The sequence below is a fragment of the Pseudomonas sp. NBRC 111131 genome (assembly GCF_001320525.1).
In the GTDB taxonomy this organism is placed as follows: domain Bacteria; phylum Pseudomonadota; class Gammaproteobacteria; order Pseudomonadales; family Pseudomonadaceae; genus Aquipseudomonas; species Aquipseudomonas ceruminis.
On the sequence record NZ_BCBH01000024.1, the window covers coordinates 1 to 13,369 of the forward strand.

General features: G+C 60.9%; 20 protein-coding genes and 1 pseudogene. All 21 read right to left on the reverse strand.

The genetic code is table 11. The features are described 5' to 3' along the window. Window positions 1–3,129: hypothetical protein (locus tag APH34_RS30005; protein WP_054902583.1), on the reverse strand; the 3,129-nt coding region annotated here is incomplete at its 3' end. Then, window positions 3,130–3,528, reverse strand: a complete 399-nt coding sequence (locus APH34_RS30010) for a hypothetical protein (RefSeq protein WP_054902584.1) — start codon at window positions 3,526–3,528, stop codon at window positions 3,130–3,132. Window positions 3,529–3,530: 2 nt separating this feature from the next. Next, entirely contained in the window at window positions 3,531–4,133 is a 603-nt protein-coding gene (locus APH34_RS19780; protein WP_054902585.1) for a hypothetical protein, read from the reverse strand. Further along, window positions 4,133–4,717, reverse strand: coding sequence for a hypothetical protein (locus tag APH34_RS19785; RefSeq protein WP_054902586.1), 585 nt, complete (start codon window positions 4,715–4,717; stop codon window positions 4,133–4,135). The genes APH34_RS19780 and APH34_RS19785 overlap by 1 nt, the downstream gene beginning before the upstream one ends. 55 nt (window positions 4,718–4,772) lie before the next feature. After that, the gene (locus tag APH34_RS19790; RefSeq protein ID WP_082422844.1) at window positions 4,773–5,927 is read right to left on the reverse strand and encodes a phage tail tape measure protein; all 1,155 of its coding nucleotides are present in this window, start codon (window positions 5,925–5,927) and stop codon (window positions 4,773–4,775) included. 23 nt (window positions 5,928–5,950) lie between these two features. Beyond that, complete coding sequence (locus APH34_RS19795) at window positions 5,951–6,289, reverse strand: hypothetical protein (RefSeq protein ID WP_054902588.1); 339 nt, start codon at window positions 6,287–6,289, stop codon at window positions 5,951–5,953. A 12-nt stretch (window positions 6,290–6,301) separates the two neighbouring features. Continuing rightward, window positions 6,302–6,832: a head-tail adaptor protein gene (locus APH34_RS30015; protein WP_082422845.1), complete on the reverse strand. Its 531-nt coding sequence runs from the start codon at window positions 6,830–6,832 to the stop codon at window positions 6,302–6,304. Next, window positions 6,832–7,131: a head-tail connector protein gene (locus APH34_RS19805; protein WP_054902589.1), complete on the reverse strand. Its 300-nt coding sequence runs from the start codon at window positions 7,129–7,131 to the stop codon at window positions 6,832–6,834. Before APH34_RS19805 ends, APH34_RS30015 begins: the two co-directional genes overlap by 1 nt. Continuing rightward, entirely contained in the window at window positions 7,132–7,473 is a 342-nt protein-coding gene (locus APH34_RS19810; RefSeq protein WP_054902590.1) for a hypothetical protein, read from the reverse strand. 49 nt (window positions 7,474–7,522) lie between these two features. Beyond that, window positions 7,523–8,722, reverse strand: a complete 1,200-nt coding sequence (locus APH34_RS19815; RefSeq protein WP_054902591.1) for a phage major capsid protein — start codon at window positions 8,720–8,722, stop codon at window positions 7,523–7,525. Continuing rightward, window positions 8,719–9,846 (reverse strand): HK97 family phage prohead protease, encoded by a 1,128-nt coding sequence (locus APH34_RS30020; protein WP_371263315.1) that lies wholly within the window; start codon window positions 9,844–9,846, stop codon window positions 8,719–8,721. Before APH34_RS30020 ends, APH34_RS19815 begins: the two co-directional genes overlap by 4 nt. Further along, window positions 9,832–10,149 (reverse strand): annotated as a pseudogene (locus APH34_RS30025) (DnaB-like helicase N-terminal domain-containing protein); the annotation flags it as partial. The gene APH34_RS30020 and the pseudogene APH34_RS30025, both read right to left, overlap by 15 nt. Next, the gene (locus APH34_RS19830) at window positions 10,146–10,919 is read right to left on the reverse strand and encodes an ATP-binding protein (RefSeq protein ID WP_054902592.1); all 774 of its coding nucleotides are present in this window, start codon (window positions 10,917–10,919) and stop codon (window positions 10,146–10,148) included. The pseudogene APH34_RS30025 and the gene APH34_RS19830, both read right to left, overlap by 4 nt. Further along, complete coding sequence (locus APH34_RS30030; RefSeq protein ID WP_256215760.1) at window positions 10,916–11,263, reverse strand: hypothetical protein; 348 nt, start codon at window positions 11,261–11,263, stop codon at window positions 10,916–10,918. The genes APH34_RS19830 and APH34_RS30030 overlap by 4 nt, the downstream gene beginning before the upstream one ends. Before the next feature lie 166 nt (window positions 11,264–11,429). Beyond that, complete coding sequence (locus tag APH34_RS30035; RefSeq protein WP_256215761.1) at window positions 11,430–11,714, reverse strand: helix-turn-helix domain-containing protein; 285 nt, start codon at window positions 11,712–11,714, stop codon at window positions 11,430–11,432. Then, a complete protein-coding gene (locus APH34_RS19840; protein ID WP_054902593.1) occupies window positions 11,711–11,941 on the reverse strand; it encodes a hypothetical protein in 231 nt (76 codons plus the stop codon). Before APH34_RS19840 ends, APH34_RS30035 begins: the two co-directional genes overlap by 4 nt. Then, entirely contained in the window at window positions 11,938–12,162 is a 225-nt protein-coding gene (locus tag APH34_RS19845; protein ID WP_054902594.1) for a hypothetical protein, read from the reverse strand. The genes APH34_RS19840 and APH34_RS19845 overlap by 4 nt, the downstream gene beginning before the upstream one ends. Beyond that, the gene (locus APH34_RS19850) at window positions 12,152–12,442 is read right to left on the reverse strand and encodes a hypothetical protein (protein WP_054902595.1); all 291 of its coding nucleotides are present in this window, start codon (window positions 12,440–12,442) and stop codon (window positions 12,152–12,154) included. Before APH34_RS19850 ends, APH34_RS19845 begins: the two co-directional genes overlap by 11 nt. Continuing rightward, window positions 12,439–12,684, reverse strand: coding sequence for a hypothetical protein (locus tag APH34_RS19855; protein WP_054902596.1), 246 nt, complete (start codon window positions 12,682–12,684; stop codon window positions 12,439–12,441). Before APH34_RS19855 ends, APH34_RS19850 begins: the two co-directional genes overlap by 4 nt. Beyond that, entirely contained in the window at window positions 12,681–12,986 is a 306-nt protein-coding gene (locus tag APH34_RS19860) for a hypothetical protein (protein WP_054902597.1), read from the reverse strand. Before APH34_RS19860 ends, APH34_RS19855 begins: the two co-directional genes overlap by 4 nt. Then, window positions 12,983–13,261: a hypothetical protein gene (locus tag APH34_RS19865; RefSeq protein WP_054902598.1), complete on the reverse strand. Its 279-nt coding sequence runs from the start codon at window positions 13,259–13,261 to the stop codon at window positions 12,983–12,985. The genes APH34_RS19860 and APH34_RS19865 overlap by 4 nt, the downstream gene beginning before the upstream one ends. Between the last annotated feature and the right edge of the window lie 108 nt (window positions 13,262–13,369).

A 13,369-nucleotide genomic window follows, 5' to 3' on the forward strand; every position in this document is an offset into this window, starting at 1 on the left:
GATGGCCTGGCCGGCCGCCGTGATGTCCTGGCCTTGCCGGGTAACCTCGTTGGTCAGCGCCTGGACCGTCGACGCGTCCGCCTTCATTGCAACCTGGTTCAGAGCGGACTGAGCAGCTGCAGCGGCGTCCGTTGCCACCTTGTCCGTCACAGCCACCCAGGCGCTACCGTTCCAGCGCTTTGGCGTGTTGGCATTGCTGGTCGTGTCGATCCAAAGGTTCTGGCTCAACCGGTCAGCCACTGCCGGCGCGGTCGACTGGTACAGCACCTTGCCCTTGGCGCCGGCGGCGTCAGCAGCAGCCTGGGCCGCCTGCTGTGCTGCGGTGACGTTCTGATTGGTCGTGGTCAGGCTGCCCTGTAGGCCAGTGATGGACTGGCCCTGGCTGGTCAGTTTGCCCTCGGCATCCGTTACCCGGGTGGTCAGGCTCTGCACCACGGTGGCATCGGCCTTGGTCTGGGCTACCGAAAGGGCGTTGGCCGCAGCAGCAGCTGCATCGGTGGCCACCTTGTCGGTCACGGCGACCCAGGCGGTACCGCTCCAGCGCTTGGGCGTGTTCGCGTTGCCCGTGGTGTCGATCCACAGGTTCTGTGGCAGGCGATCCGCCACTGCCGGCGCAGCCGACTGCACCATGACCTTGCCCTTGCCGCCGGCCAGCGTTGCCGCGTCCTGGGCGGCCTGCTGTGCTGCAGCGACATTTCCATTGGTGGTGGTCAGGCCCGACTGCAGGCCGGTGATCTGCTGGGCCTGGGCCGTCGAGGTGCCTTCAAGGGTCTGCACCTTGGTTTCCACGGTCTGCACGCGGGCGGCCATGCCATTTGCCGTTTGCACCGCCTGGCCGATGTCGGTCCAGTAGTTGTCGTTCGGCGGCGGATTGGCGGTGGGCACAGCGACCTTCGCCTGGTACAGCTTGCCGTTCTCGCCCAGCACGCTTTGACCAGCGGTGTAGGCCTGGTCTGGCTTGTAGGGCATCGAGTCGGCCAGGTCGGCGATGTTGTCGATCTGTTCCTGCAGATCGCTCTGCACCTGATTGACCGAGTTGTTGACCTCGACAATCTGCTCGTTCAGCTCGCTGCGCACCTCGCCCAGGCGCTCGTTCACCGAGCCAGGGCCGTTCATGTCGATCAGGTCGATACGGCTGGTCAGTTCCTTGCCCAACTCGCTCTCGGTGATCTTCTCCTTTATTCCTTCCAGGATAGCCCCTACGTCCATCGAGGTAGCCGCTACTACCTTGAGGAAGGCGCTCACGCCGTAGGCATTTTTCGATCGGATGAAATAGGCATAGCTCTTGGCGAACGACAGCCCGGTGTGGGTGATGGTCAGCCCACGCCCAAGGAACTCGCCCTGCGAAGCAGCTGGATCAGGCGACCAAAAATACTCGTAGGTACCGCCGTTTAGGCCGTGCAGCGTGTTCCCGGGAATCAACGTGATCGTGTCGATCGTAGCCTGTACAGCGCAAGTTTCCGGCATGGGCGGGCCATTGACATCAACGGTGATGGTTGCCTCGCCTGAACGGGCCAAAGGCCCCAGCGCAGCCACGCCCATGGTGTAGCTGCCAGAAGTCAGCCCGGAGACCGGAATACGAGTTGTCGCTTCTGGTACTTGCAGAGCCTGCACCGCAGTGCCTCCCTGCCTTACAGTCACAGCAAAGCCTGAGACGATGCCTGCGGGTCGGTCCCAGCTCAACACACCCTGACTGATCTCTGCCGTGTCCTCCACGTCCCAACGCAGGTTGGTCGGGCTCCCGAGCCCACCAGCGGGTAATTTGATGAAGCCGATGGGATTGTAGGGCTTGCCGACGGCGTCATCGAAGATGGCTGGCTCATAGGCCAGTAGTGACGCAGTGCAACCCTCACTGGTGCCCATGGACCAGTTGGTAACCATGAACTCCCCGAGGATATTCAACGATGGAAGGTTGACGCGCACAGCCCGACCTGGCCTGCAGTTATAGCCCAGCAAATTGAGAGGAATGTTGAGCGCACCACCAGACCGGCGTCGGCGAAGCTCAATGTTCGCCAAGCGTTGAGCCTGGTATGGGTCGCTGACGTAGGGGAAGGTCAGTGTCTCTGCTGCCTCTCCTCCGTCTTCTGCAACCCATTCCGCAACCGAAACTTCCGGATAGTCGGTTTCGGTCCAAGACTGCAATGGATCAATGAAGGTGCCGCGAACGGTGTTGATCGCAGCGTCGTTGGTCGACTCGGTGTTGCCGGTGATGGTACCGATCACCATGTCTTCGGTGATTTCGAAGTCATAGGGCCCATAGTAGGCTCCGGCCTGAAACATCCAGCGACCGCCTACTCTGATCAACTTGCCGGCACACGCCGCCTCGAGCTTTTGCAGGACATTGGTGCGCTGCTCATCGGCGCCGATAACGCAGCCGCTCCGGTAACGAGGGCTGGAGGTTCCGTCGGGGTTGCGCACCGACTCGTTGCAGACGTTCGCCCCGCTGGCGAATGTCTCGAACACGATCTCATCATCAGGCACGCCGCACCGGACGCGAAGAAACCACAGCAAGTGCAGCGCAGTATTGTCAGTCCATCCGGATGTGCCAGTCCGAGGATCGTAGATGTCGTTGCGCCCACGCACGACGAAGCGGGCATCGGGTATGCCGGACGGGAATTTTTCCGCACTGTAACGCAGCGAAATCCGGACGTACGAAAGCCCCAACCCAATCTGTGTGTCTTTCCAGTCTGGGCAGTTTTCTTTAAGGAAGGCGTTTACCTGGGTCGGATTGACGACCAGTTCATACGAAGCATCTTCCCCATAGCTGCCAATGAGCTCCTCACCGAGAAAAATATACTCAAGCTCATCAATGGCGCCTTCGCAGAGTACATACACCAGGTGCAACCATTCGCCGGTCGTCTGTGAGCCTTGCTCTTCCTGAGCCCATACCAGCACGCCACCAGTGCTCACTCGACCCAAGATGAACCGTACCGGGGCCTTGGACGAACGAACGGTCTGTGCCGAGGGCTCATTGTCCCGCAGCGGCGACTTGGTGTTGAGCTTTTCCTGCTGTTCAGCGGCATAGAATGCAAGGCCCGCACCGATCACAGCGCCTACCGGGCCGCCCTGAACAAACCCAATTACGGCGCCGACGGCGACCTGGGCCAGTTTCTTTACGCCACCGCTCATCTATTCAACCCTCCAAACCGCTAGCGGCTCGCACACCACGCGGTGCACGCCGTCCTCAGTCGTTGCCCAGAACTCGTTTGCCCAGAAGACCGCCATGGACTTGCCACCCGGGGCTTGGTACATGGCAACATCGCCACGCTGTATAAATGCCGGGGTGACCCGTACAAAACAGGCGTCCCAGGCCGCCTCAAGGCTGCCGTGGATCTTCTTTAACGCTCGCTTAGCGCCTGCCTCAGTCTTGTAAGTGCCCCGATATGCTTGGGCTGGGTCTATGCCGCAAACCGCTACAGAGCAGTCAGCAGCGAACAGGCAGCAGTCAAATTCACCCCATGAAAAAGGCCGCTCTTTCGCGGCCTTGATCACTTCACTGAGACGTATCGTCCAATCTCTGTGGCGCATGGTTATTTCTCATAAGCAAAGGTCGGGGCGTCCTTGCTGGAGCCCCAGTAGATCGGCCACTCGGACAGTTGGGCGACCGCGTAGAAGAAGCGATCGCCCTGGTGCCGGGCTCGGTGGTTCTCGTCAGTGAAGCGCTCGGTGCCGGTGCGGCTCCACTCAGCCATACGATCGACGATCGGCACGGTGATCTTGTTGCCGTCTTCGCCATTGCCGGCGTAGGAAAAGGTGGCTGCGTCCATCCGGCCCGAAAAGAGGATGTCGACGGCATAGTTGCCGGCCTCGTCAAAGACTACGAAAAGCAGCTTGCCCGTGCGGCCGCGGCACCCCCGGATGTTGGTCTCGGTGATGATGTAAGCGTCGAGGCCGTTCAGGCTCAGCTCCACAGACATGGGCGAGTTGGAGTTGTCGCTCTCCTGCGACTGCCCAACCTCGCCGAACTGGCCCACACCCAAGTAGGTGATGCCGTCGATAACCAGATCACCAGTACCTGTGTGTGCGTATACAGGTCCGTCTGCGAAGTCGAGTTGACAGGCGTACACCGTCATGAAGCGGCCGCGGGCGATGATATCCACCACACTCTGGCTGAAAGGGAACGATGAGGGCATCAGAAGGCCTCCCTGAACTGATAGCTGCCATTAGAAACCACCGGCTGAACGCTCCACTCGTTGGTGTCATCCACCCGACGCATCTCGCAGTAGGGGTTTCGGTACTCGACGGCGGTGCCGGCCGCAATGGCCTTGCGGACACGCTTGTTGACCTGGATAGTTGCCAGTCCAGAGGTGTCGGTATTGACGTGCTCAACCACTTCGAACATTTCGCCGAGAATGGTGATGTGATCACCGCGACTGAACACCCTGACACTCGGCGTCATGTTGCGTAGCTGAATCTGCGTTGACTGTGCAACTGCAGAGGCCACCACCGGAGCCCCGATGTTGTCAGTCCTAATCCTGGTGATGGAAGGTATGTTCACCGTCCCGAACATGCCCTGCAGCCGCCCCAACAGCGAGGTCAGCTCGCGCTCATCCTCCTCGTAGAGCACGCCGAAATTTAGAGTGCAGGTCCAGTACGCGCCGGGGTGCGACGTAATCTGCTGCGCGTTGCTAAGTGAGGAGGTGAAAGCCCGGTTGTTGTAGACCACACCCCAGGTCATGTCAGTGGGCTCCAAGTCTTCGGGCCATGCTTCCGCCATTTGGCAGCTCCAATAAAAAACCCGCCGAAACGGGTTGCGTGCTGTGAGTGCGGCCTTATCGCTTGTTCAGCAACTGCCGGCCGGCACCGTTAGTTTTGAAGTCTCGGAGCATCATTTGGTACGCATCATTCGCTCCCTGGCGCGCTGTCCTGGCCAGATCTTCCTTGGTTACACCATCAGGGCTGCCGTTGAAGTGGAAATGCTGGGTGATGTTACCCATGGTGATGGGGGCTTGATCGCCACCGTCTCCGCTCGCCCCCATCGCCACAACGCCAAGGGAGCCATCCGGGCCGCGCGCCAACGGCATGATCGCCTCCGGCCCAGCCTCGGCGAAGATGCCCGCGCCCTTGGCGAAAGCGAACATCTGCGGCGAATCGTGCACCTGGTTCGAGAAGGAAGAGAGGCTCGGCGAGTCATAGACGCCGCCCTTGGCATTGGCTACAAACGAGCCCTCGCTGAATCCTGTCATGGTGCCCTGCCCCAAGGACGAGCCACCGCCACCCAGGAAACCGAACGCCGTACTGAGGAACCCTGCAGCCGCCTGGCGAACCTGAATGCGGATCAAGTCCTCGATGATCGCGTCGGCGAAATCCTTGAACTGGAACTTACCGGTCTTCACGAACTGGACAACCCCATCCTCCAGGTTGCCGAATGCATTGGTGAACAACTCCTGCGTCTGGCCAGCCACATCGGAGGCGCCGTCGAGGTAGTTCTCGAAGGCAGCCGATGCGCCATTGCTCCAGTCAGATTGGGCAGCATCGATCTTGTTGAAAGTGTCCTCCTGCACCTGCACAAGCTTGGCGCCGTACTCCTGCCTCAGGGCGATCTGCTTTTCGAGTTCCTGACGCTGCTTCTCGTTCGAAGCGGTGGCCAGCTCGTCGCGCAGGGCCAGGATCTTGTTGTTGTTCTCCTGCTCGAGCGCCAGGCGAGACTGAGCACGGCCTGCTCGTTTGTCGCCCATCCCGATCGCTGCCGCTGCGGCGTCTCCCTGCTGCTGGGCAATCGCCAACTGGCGCTCTAGGTCGGCCTGGTACTTCATGGCTCGAGAGAGCCCGGTCTCCTTCGCCCCCTGCTTCTTCCCTGAGCCGAAGGGGTTGGTCATCCGCGCCCACTCCACCCGCGCATCCATGGCCAGGAACAGCTCAGGAAGCGGCGTGCTCCACGCCACATCCGGAGCCCAGCCAAGCCAGCCTACGGCGACCGAATACATCCGGTCGACGTAGCTGCCATCCTCTACGGCGCTGACTCCTTCGGCTCTTGCGGCTTTCCCGGCTCACCGCCCCGTGGGTTGTAGAGCGCTCCCAGGAACTTGGTGGCGGCAAGCGTGAGGTGAGAAACACCATGCTGCCAAACCTCTTCGGTCAGCAGATCGATATCCTCCTCCTCTATCCCCGCTCCCGCTGCGATCACGAGCGTCACTGCATCTACGCTGACCGCGTGCAGGCCATGCGAGGCCGCACGCAGGCCGCCGAAGCGGCTCTCGATGAAGCGTACGGCCTTGAGAGTTGGCTTCAGCACCAGGGTGCGCTCACCAACCTTGACCTCAACGGTACCGTGCAACGTCTTGCTCATGGCGATTCCCTATTAGGCTGCGGGCGCCGGCACCAGCTCCAGAATGTCGGAGTTGATGCCGATGGTGATGTTGCGGCGCACGACGTTGTCGGCAGCACCTGGTGCGACGGTGTTGTTCATCACCTTGCCGCGCATGTAGAAAGTGGTCGGATTGAGCGCAGGGGTAGCGCCAGGGTCACCATCGTTGAGAGTGATCTTGATGTTGTAGTCGCCCTTGCTGCGGTCCTTGTGGGCGGTCTTCACCGCATTCTGGCCCGCATCGCCGTTGTCGAGGCCAACGGTCAGAGTCAGGTCGCCAGCGTCGGCGGTACCCTTGTACTTGCGCACGCGGCCAGCAATGTCAGATCGCGGTCTGATGCGGATTTCGGCACTGACGGTCGCCTCCAGGCGCTCAGCCACCGGCTGAGTGCGACCCGTAGGAATGGTGATCTCCGTCCAGAGCTCACCGGCCGGCACCCATTCCTGGTCATAGCCGCCGGTGTCGTTCTGCACGCGCTCGTACTTGCTCAGGCGGCAGCGGTGCCGCAAAGGACCGGCTCTCATCAGAAGCGCTTCCTGTACCAGAGCAGCCTTTCGACTGCGAGCGGCATGGCCGTGGCGATTGTGCCAACGGCCACGGCCTCACGGTTGGCGTACCAGTGCCCGACCAGCAGCAGGATCGCCTGCTCGACATCTCGGGTCAGGCCCATTTGCTCCGGTTCAACGGGGTCGCCGTCGACCAGCTTCCGGTCGCAGTGCTGCTCGACGTGCGCCTTGGCGGCTTCGACATAACCGCCGATCAGCAGGTCTTCATCGTCACCATCGACCCGCAGGTGCAGCTTCACGGTGGCCAGGTCCAGCATTTACTTGGCCTCGGCAGCGGCTTTGTCAGCAGCGGCCTTGTCAGCGGCTGCTTTGTCGGCTGCAGCCTTATCAGCAGCTGCTTTTTCGGCGGCTGCCTTCTCCGCTGCGGCCTTGTCAGCAGCGGACTTGTCCTCCTTCGACGCCGCGGGCTTAGTTTCCTTCGGCTTTGCCAGGCGAGGCTTGCCGTTGGCGTCGAGTTCTACTGCCAAACCTTTGCCGATCAGGGTGTAGGCGTACTCGTCGTCGGCATCATCGAAGGTTTCGCCGGCCTTGACCTTGTTCGAGGTGGCACCCAGTAGCGCGCCGTTTCCGACAAAGCCCCACAGAATCTTGATTTTCATGCTGCCTCCAGAAATTAAGAGGCCGGCAATGTGCCGGCCTTCGGTGGGGTTAGGCGGTCAGGAAGCGACCTTTCACCAGGGCTTCCTTGCGGCGCACGCCCAGGCCCAGGCGCTCCTCGACCAGCAGCGCACGTTCGTTCTTGATGAACTGATCGTTGATCAGGCCCATCTTGAACATGAACGACATACGGTCGAACAGCGTGGTGGAGCGAGCGAAGTTCGCCACCAAGAACTCGCCACCGGTGGTGCCGTCGCCCTCGTCCATGCTGTCGGAGGTGATTACCGGACGGCCCCACAGGATAGGAGTGACCAGGCCCTGCAGGTTGGCAAACAGGTAGCGGTTCTCGCCGTCCTTCTGCAGTTCGATGTTCATCCAGTCCAGTTCAGTCATCACGGTGCCGTCAGCGGACATCTGCGACTGCTTACGCACCTGGTAGATGGCACGGCGGACCAAGTCGATGGCGGTATCGCCGGCTTTGCTGAGGGCTGCGTCATAGGTGGTCGCCTGGGTCATCAGGCCTGGCAGGTTCTCGCCGGTACCGTCACCCTTGAGAATCTGCGCCTCCTCCTCAAGCTTCAGGTCATAGCGCAGCAGCTGCTGCAGGTAGGCGAACATCTGCGGAACGTCGTCCAGTGCTTCGTCGGTCACCGGCATCCAGACCGCAATTTTCTTCACGCGGTCAGTTACAGTCTCGAAGGTGACGTTGCTGGTTGGCTTCAGGCCGCCCTCCGCCACCGGCGCAGCGCCACGGGTGTGCAGCTTCTCGCGGAAGTAGGTGTAGTTCTGGCCAGCGACCGGGACGGAGGTGAGAAGATCGCGGATACGCAGCTCCTGGCGAATGCCAGGCTGAATCACCGGATCGTAGACGGGAGCAACGATACCAGCGCTGGTCACCTTCATTTCCTTCATGCTGGCCATGTCGGACTTGGTGACTTCGAGCTGTGCCAGCGCGGCGCTTTTCTGGCTGAGCGCTTTGTAGCCGTCGTCGCCCTTGATCAGGTCGATGAAGCTCTTGCCCTCGCTGGGCTGGCCACGCAGCTTGACGCCCTTCTGCTCCAGATCCACGACCTGGTCGATGACCTTCTGCAGCTCGCCCTTTTGGTCTTCGATCTGCTTCTTCAGGTCGCCAGTTACCTGGTTACCCTTCTGCATTTCATCCATGGCCGCATCGTACTTCTTCTGCAACTCGCCGAAGCCACTCTTCAGTTGCAGCTCGATGGAATCCTTCAGTTCTTTCACTTCGCTCATGGCGATACTCCGAAATATTGGGTGAACAAGTTGGGAATTTCTTTCAGCTCATCCACGATCGCCGTGGCCTCGCTTCCGCCGTCACGGCGGAGCGCGGTGTAGCCGAGCGAAGCGACCGCAGCCGCTTCCTTCTGCGAGAGGCCCATGCGTTCGCGCAGGGCCTTCTCGAAAAGCCTGATGTCCGATTTAACGCTGAGGACGTGCGCCTCGGGGTTCATGCCGAAAGGGACAAAGGAGGCTTCCCACAGTTCGGCCTCCTTGATGACGCGCACCCGCCGGCCGGCGCGCTCCTCGAAATCTGCCTTGATGGTGTTGAAGCCGATCGACATGCTGTCGAGGACTTCAGCTTTCATGAGCTCGTAGGCGTCGCGCGCGTAGCTCACGTTGAGGTTGACCTGACCCTTCACCAGCAGGCCATGGTCGTCCTGGCTGTAATCGGCGGCGCCCACCAGGCGGGTCAGGTCGTGATACAGAGCCAGCTTGAGCTTGCCGTTACGGGTTGCCTTCACCCGGGTGAAGGCCCCTGGCACGATCACGTCGTCGCCCAAGTCCACGTTGTTGAATACCGCGGCGTAGCCCTCGAAGTTACCGGCCGTGCCGATCCTCTGCCACTCGTCCTCATCGAGGCTCTTGACCTCCTCCATGCGGCGCAGGTCGATACCACCCTGTGAGGCGATGGTGCGGACGGTCAGTTCCTTCTCGTCCATCTCCAAGCTGAAGATCAGGCCAACCCCGGCGCCACGGATGGCGATGTGGTTAACGATCTGCAGGCCGAGCATGGTCTTGCCACTGCCTGGTCGCCCGGCGATCACCACCATGCTCTTGGGGCGCAGGAAACCGATCAGCTTATCCAGGTCGGCCAGTCCGGTGGAAAGCTTCGGCGGCGCTCGGTCGTCCAGCACCTCCTGCATCCCGTCGAACACCTTCGGCAGCACCTCGGCCATGCGCTTGTACCCGGCCTTCTCGGAGCCCTGAAGGTCGCGCAAGTCAGCGATGGACTGCTGGGCCTGGGCAATGATCTCGTCTGGCACCAGGCCACTTGCAACGGCAGCCTTCGCAGAATGGCCAAGGTCGACCACCTGGCGGATTACCGCCCACTGCTTGACCTGCTTTGCGTAGGCCATGACGTTCGCCACCGAGGGCACATTTCGGCACAAGTCCGCCGCGAAGCCCAGGGTGGCCTTGCCGCTTGGCAGGGCGCGCTGTGTATCTCCCACCGTTACAGGATCGACAGGTAGGCCACGCTCAAGGCAATCACGGATCACGTCGAACAGGGCCGCGTGGTCGTCGTAGAGGAAGTCGCCGCTGGTCATCTGCCCCATGATGTCATCCACCAGCGAGGCATTGCCATCCAGCGACGCGAGCATGACTGCCCCCAGCACGCCGTGCTCGGCCTCTGGGTAGCCCATTACCAGTTCATCAGTCATGCGTCACCTCGCGCCGAGGACCAGGTGAACAGGACGGCGCTCCCGCCAGCATCGGTCAGTCGATCAACAGCACGATCTCCCAGGCACTTGCGCAGGCCGGCCAGGGCCAGGTTGGAGATCACGATGGTCGGCATGAGATTCCGGTACCGCAAATCGATCACTTCGAACAGCACCTGCCGCTCGAAGTCGCTGCCGTGCTGAACGCCAACCTCATCGATCACCAGCAAGTCTGGCTTCAGCAGTGCGGCGTAGACATCGCGCTCAGTCTGCTCAGACTTCTTGTCGAAGGTCATCTTGATGTCGCGGATGATATCGATCGCCATGGTGTATCGGGCTGCAGCCCCGAATTCGCGGATCACCTGCTGGGCGATGGAGCATCCCAGGTGTGTCTTCCCGGTGCCCACGTCCCCCAGCAGCATCATCGAACGGCCAACGTCCCAATTGGGCTCGAACTCGCGCACGTAATCGCTGCACTCGGTCAGCGCCACGGCCTGCCCTTCGGTTTCGGTGCGGTAGGTGTCCAGGGTGGACTCCCGGAAACGAGGTGGGATGTCAGACGCCATCAGGGCGACGTTCAACGCCCGTTCATGCCGGGTAGCCTGTGCCGCCCTACGGACGGCCTCGTCAGCAGAATGCAGCGCGTCGAACTGGCAGCGCTTGCATCCCTGCCAGAAGTGTTCGCCCGAGAACGACTCAATCAGCTCGTCAGTGAAGTCACCGTGCACACGGCACTGGCCAGGTTTGAATTCCAAAGTCTGTGGAGTGGTCATTTTCTTGCTACCCGGTAAGTCCCGTTGGGCTGGCGTACAAGCCCTTCGGTGTGGTCAATCTTGTCGAGGTCGGTGTGGTGCGATTGGCCTGCCCCCCTGGTCCCGGAGGTCCAAGCCTCCTTCTTCAATCGGTCGACGATCCAGGAGGTCTTGAACCCCTGCCATGCAGCAGTCATTGCCTCGGCCAGCGCCTTGTCCGGGCTGATCCCAGCTGCTCGGCACCCCTCAAGCTCAGCCAGAACGTTGTTCCAGATGGTGAGGTTCAGAGGTCCCTTCTTCTTCCGGAACTGGAAGTAGTCACGGGCGGTTTGCTCACTCAGGTCAGGCGGTGCCAACTCAAGCATCTGCTCAACCGTGAACCCATCACTTCCCCTCTTACGGTTCTTTGATGGTTCACCTTTGGGTTCTATTACGGTTCTGGGGGCATCTGGTGCCGGGGTGTCCGGCATCTGGTGCCGGGGTGTGGGGCACGTGGTGCCGGGGTCCCCGGCATCTGGTGCAGGGGGGCATTTAATGCCGGGGGCATAAGATGCCGGGGGCATAAGATGCCGGGGTTACGACGTAGTAGGTCGACCGCCCAGCCCGCTCTTTTGCCACCAACAAGCTGACACTTTCCAGCCAACGGATCGCGTTGCGCACAGCCCGCTCTTTCAGGCAGGTGCGCTCGCAGATCCTAGCGATGGAAGGCCAGCACACGCCGTCGTCGTTGGCATTGTCGGCCAGGGAGATCAGGACCGACTTTTGCGCGGCACTCATTTCGAGCGGCCAGCAGGCAGTCATCAGGATTGTGCTCACAGATCAAGCTCCTCTGTGACACGCCGCACGAAGGCGTCGTAGTCCTCGGAAAATTTCGCCCCACGGTCTTCCATGGCCTGGCGTCCAACCTTCGCCAGCTCGTAAATCCCCCAGCGCTCGCGCTCTGGAAAGCCCTTGAACTGGCTGTAGGCAGGCCAGGGGCCGGTGATGATCGACGCGCCAGAGCGCTGCTGGAGCGCCTGGGTGGGGGTGGACGGGTTGTTCATTGCAGGGTCTCCCCGTGGATCGTGTGGCGACGTACCGTTCTCAGCGGTGGACGCTTGTTCGGCGCAACATCCGGCGCGGAGAAGCTGGCGCCGATCAGGATCAACAGGCGGCGGACTGCCGTATCCAGACGGCGCTTGGCACTACGGCGTGACTGCTTGGCCTGAACAAGGCGTTCGTAGGCATGGTGAGCGCGGTGGTGGTGATCAGGTTCATGCAGCACCTCCCGCGCCACGATTCCGTGAGGAAGGTTTTTGTGGCGCGGCGGACGTCTGAGAATCCAGGGCGCTGAGATTTGCCTCCATCGCACGCCCCCACTCCTCAACGTGGGTTTCCCACTCCTCCGCATGGATCGCAGCAAATTTCGCCAGCCGTCCAGCCGTATCGTGCTCGGGAAGCAACTGGTGAACTGCTCGGAGCATGTACTTGAGGTCGTTGAACTTCTCTCTCAGCACCAGCAGGTCGTCAAAGGCTTCGTCGGCAATGTTCTGAAGGGTCTTCATTGGACGCCCCCAGCAGCATGTGCTTCATTGACGAGTTGCAGAAGCTGGTACCGGCTCTGCTCGGACAGCATGAAGATGGCCTCATGGATGGCGGATTCGCCATGGAAGTCCAACTGAGGCTCGAAGCCGAGCTGTTGGTCGTCTTTGAACGAGTGGTTTTCCATGAGGACGACAGAGAGCTGCTCGATAACGCGCAAGCGAGCCATGACCTTCTCGCCCAGGTCGCTGATTGAAGTGGTCATTGGGTAACCTCCGCGCCACGAACTGGTGAGTTTGGGTTTTGTGGGGCGCGGTTTTCCGCTTCGCGAATGGAAATAGCCACTGAATCCAGCAGCGCTTCGCAGTGCTGAGTCAGCACCCGAACGCCATAGATCTCGTTTCCGTTGTCCGGGCCTTCAGCAACAAGCACCCCGAGCAAAGCATTCACGCTCGAAAGCATTGAGCTTGCGCTCTCGATGGCTGCGTAGCAGCTGGAGCCGTGGTTGACCTGTAGTGCAACCCCTGAGACCAGGAAGCCTTGGGTGCGGGTCAAGAGAGCAGTCATTGGGCACCGCCTTGCTCTGAGGCATGCTGGAGTGCGTCGTGATAGGCGTACTCGTGGTGGGCATAGAGCGCCTGGGTGCAGAACTCGAGAGCACTGAGTAAACTCTCTCGGTCGCGTGACAACAGCATTTCGCCAAGCTGGGCCTGGTCTTCCAGCAATACGCGGGCAATGCCGTAAGCGCCTTGGGCGGCGCGGAAGCGATGGCGCAGATCGCTCAGGCTCTCCTTTGGTTGTTGCACAGCAACACGGGGTTTGCTATTTTTTGGGCGTGACATATCGTTCTCCTCGAACGAAGATTCAAAAAGTCCCCTGCAAGGGACGGTTAAAAAGCCCGCCTGCGAAGCGGGTTTTTTGTTGCCTGCGATTTAGCCGGACAACAAAAA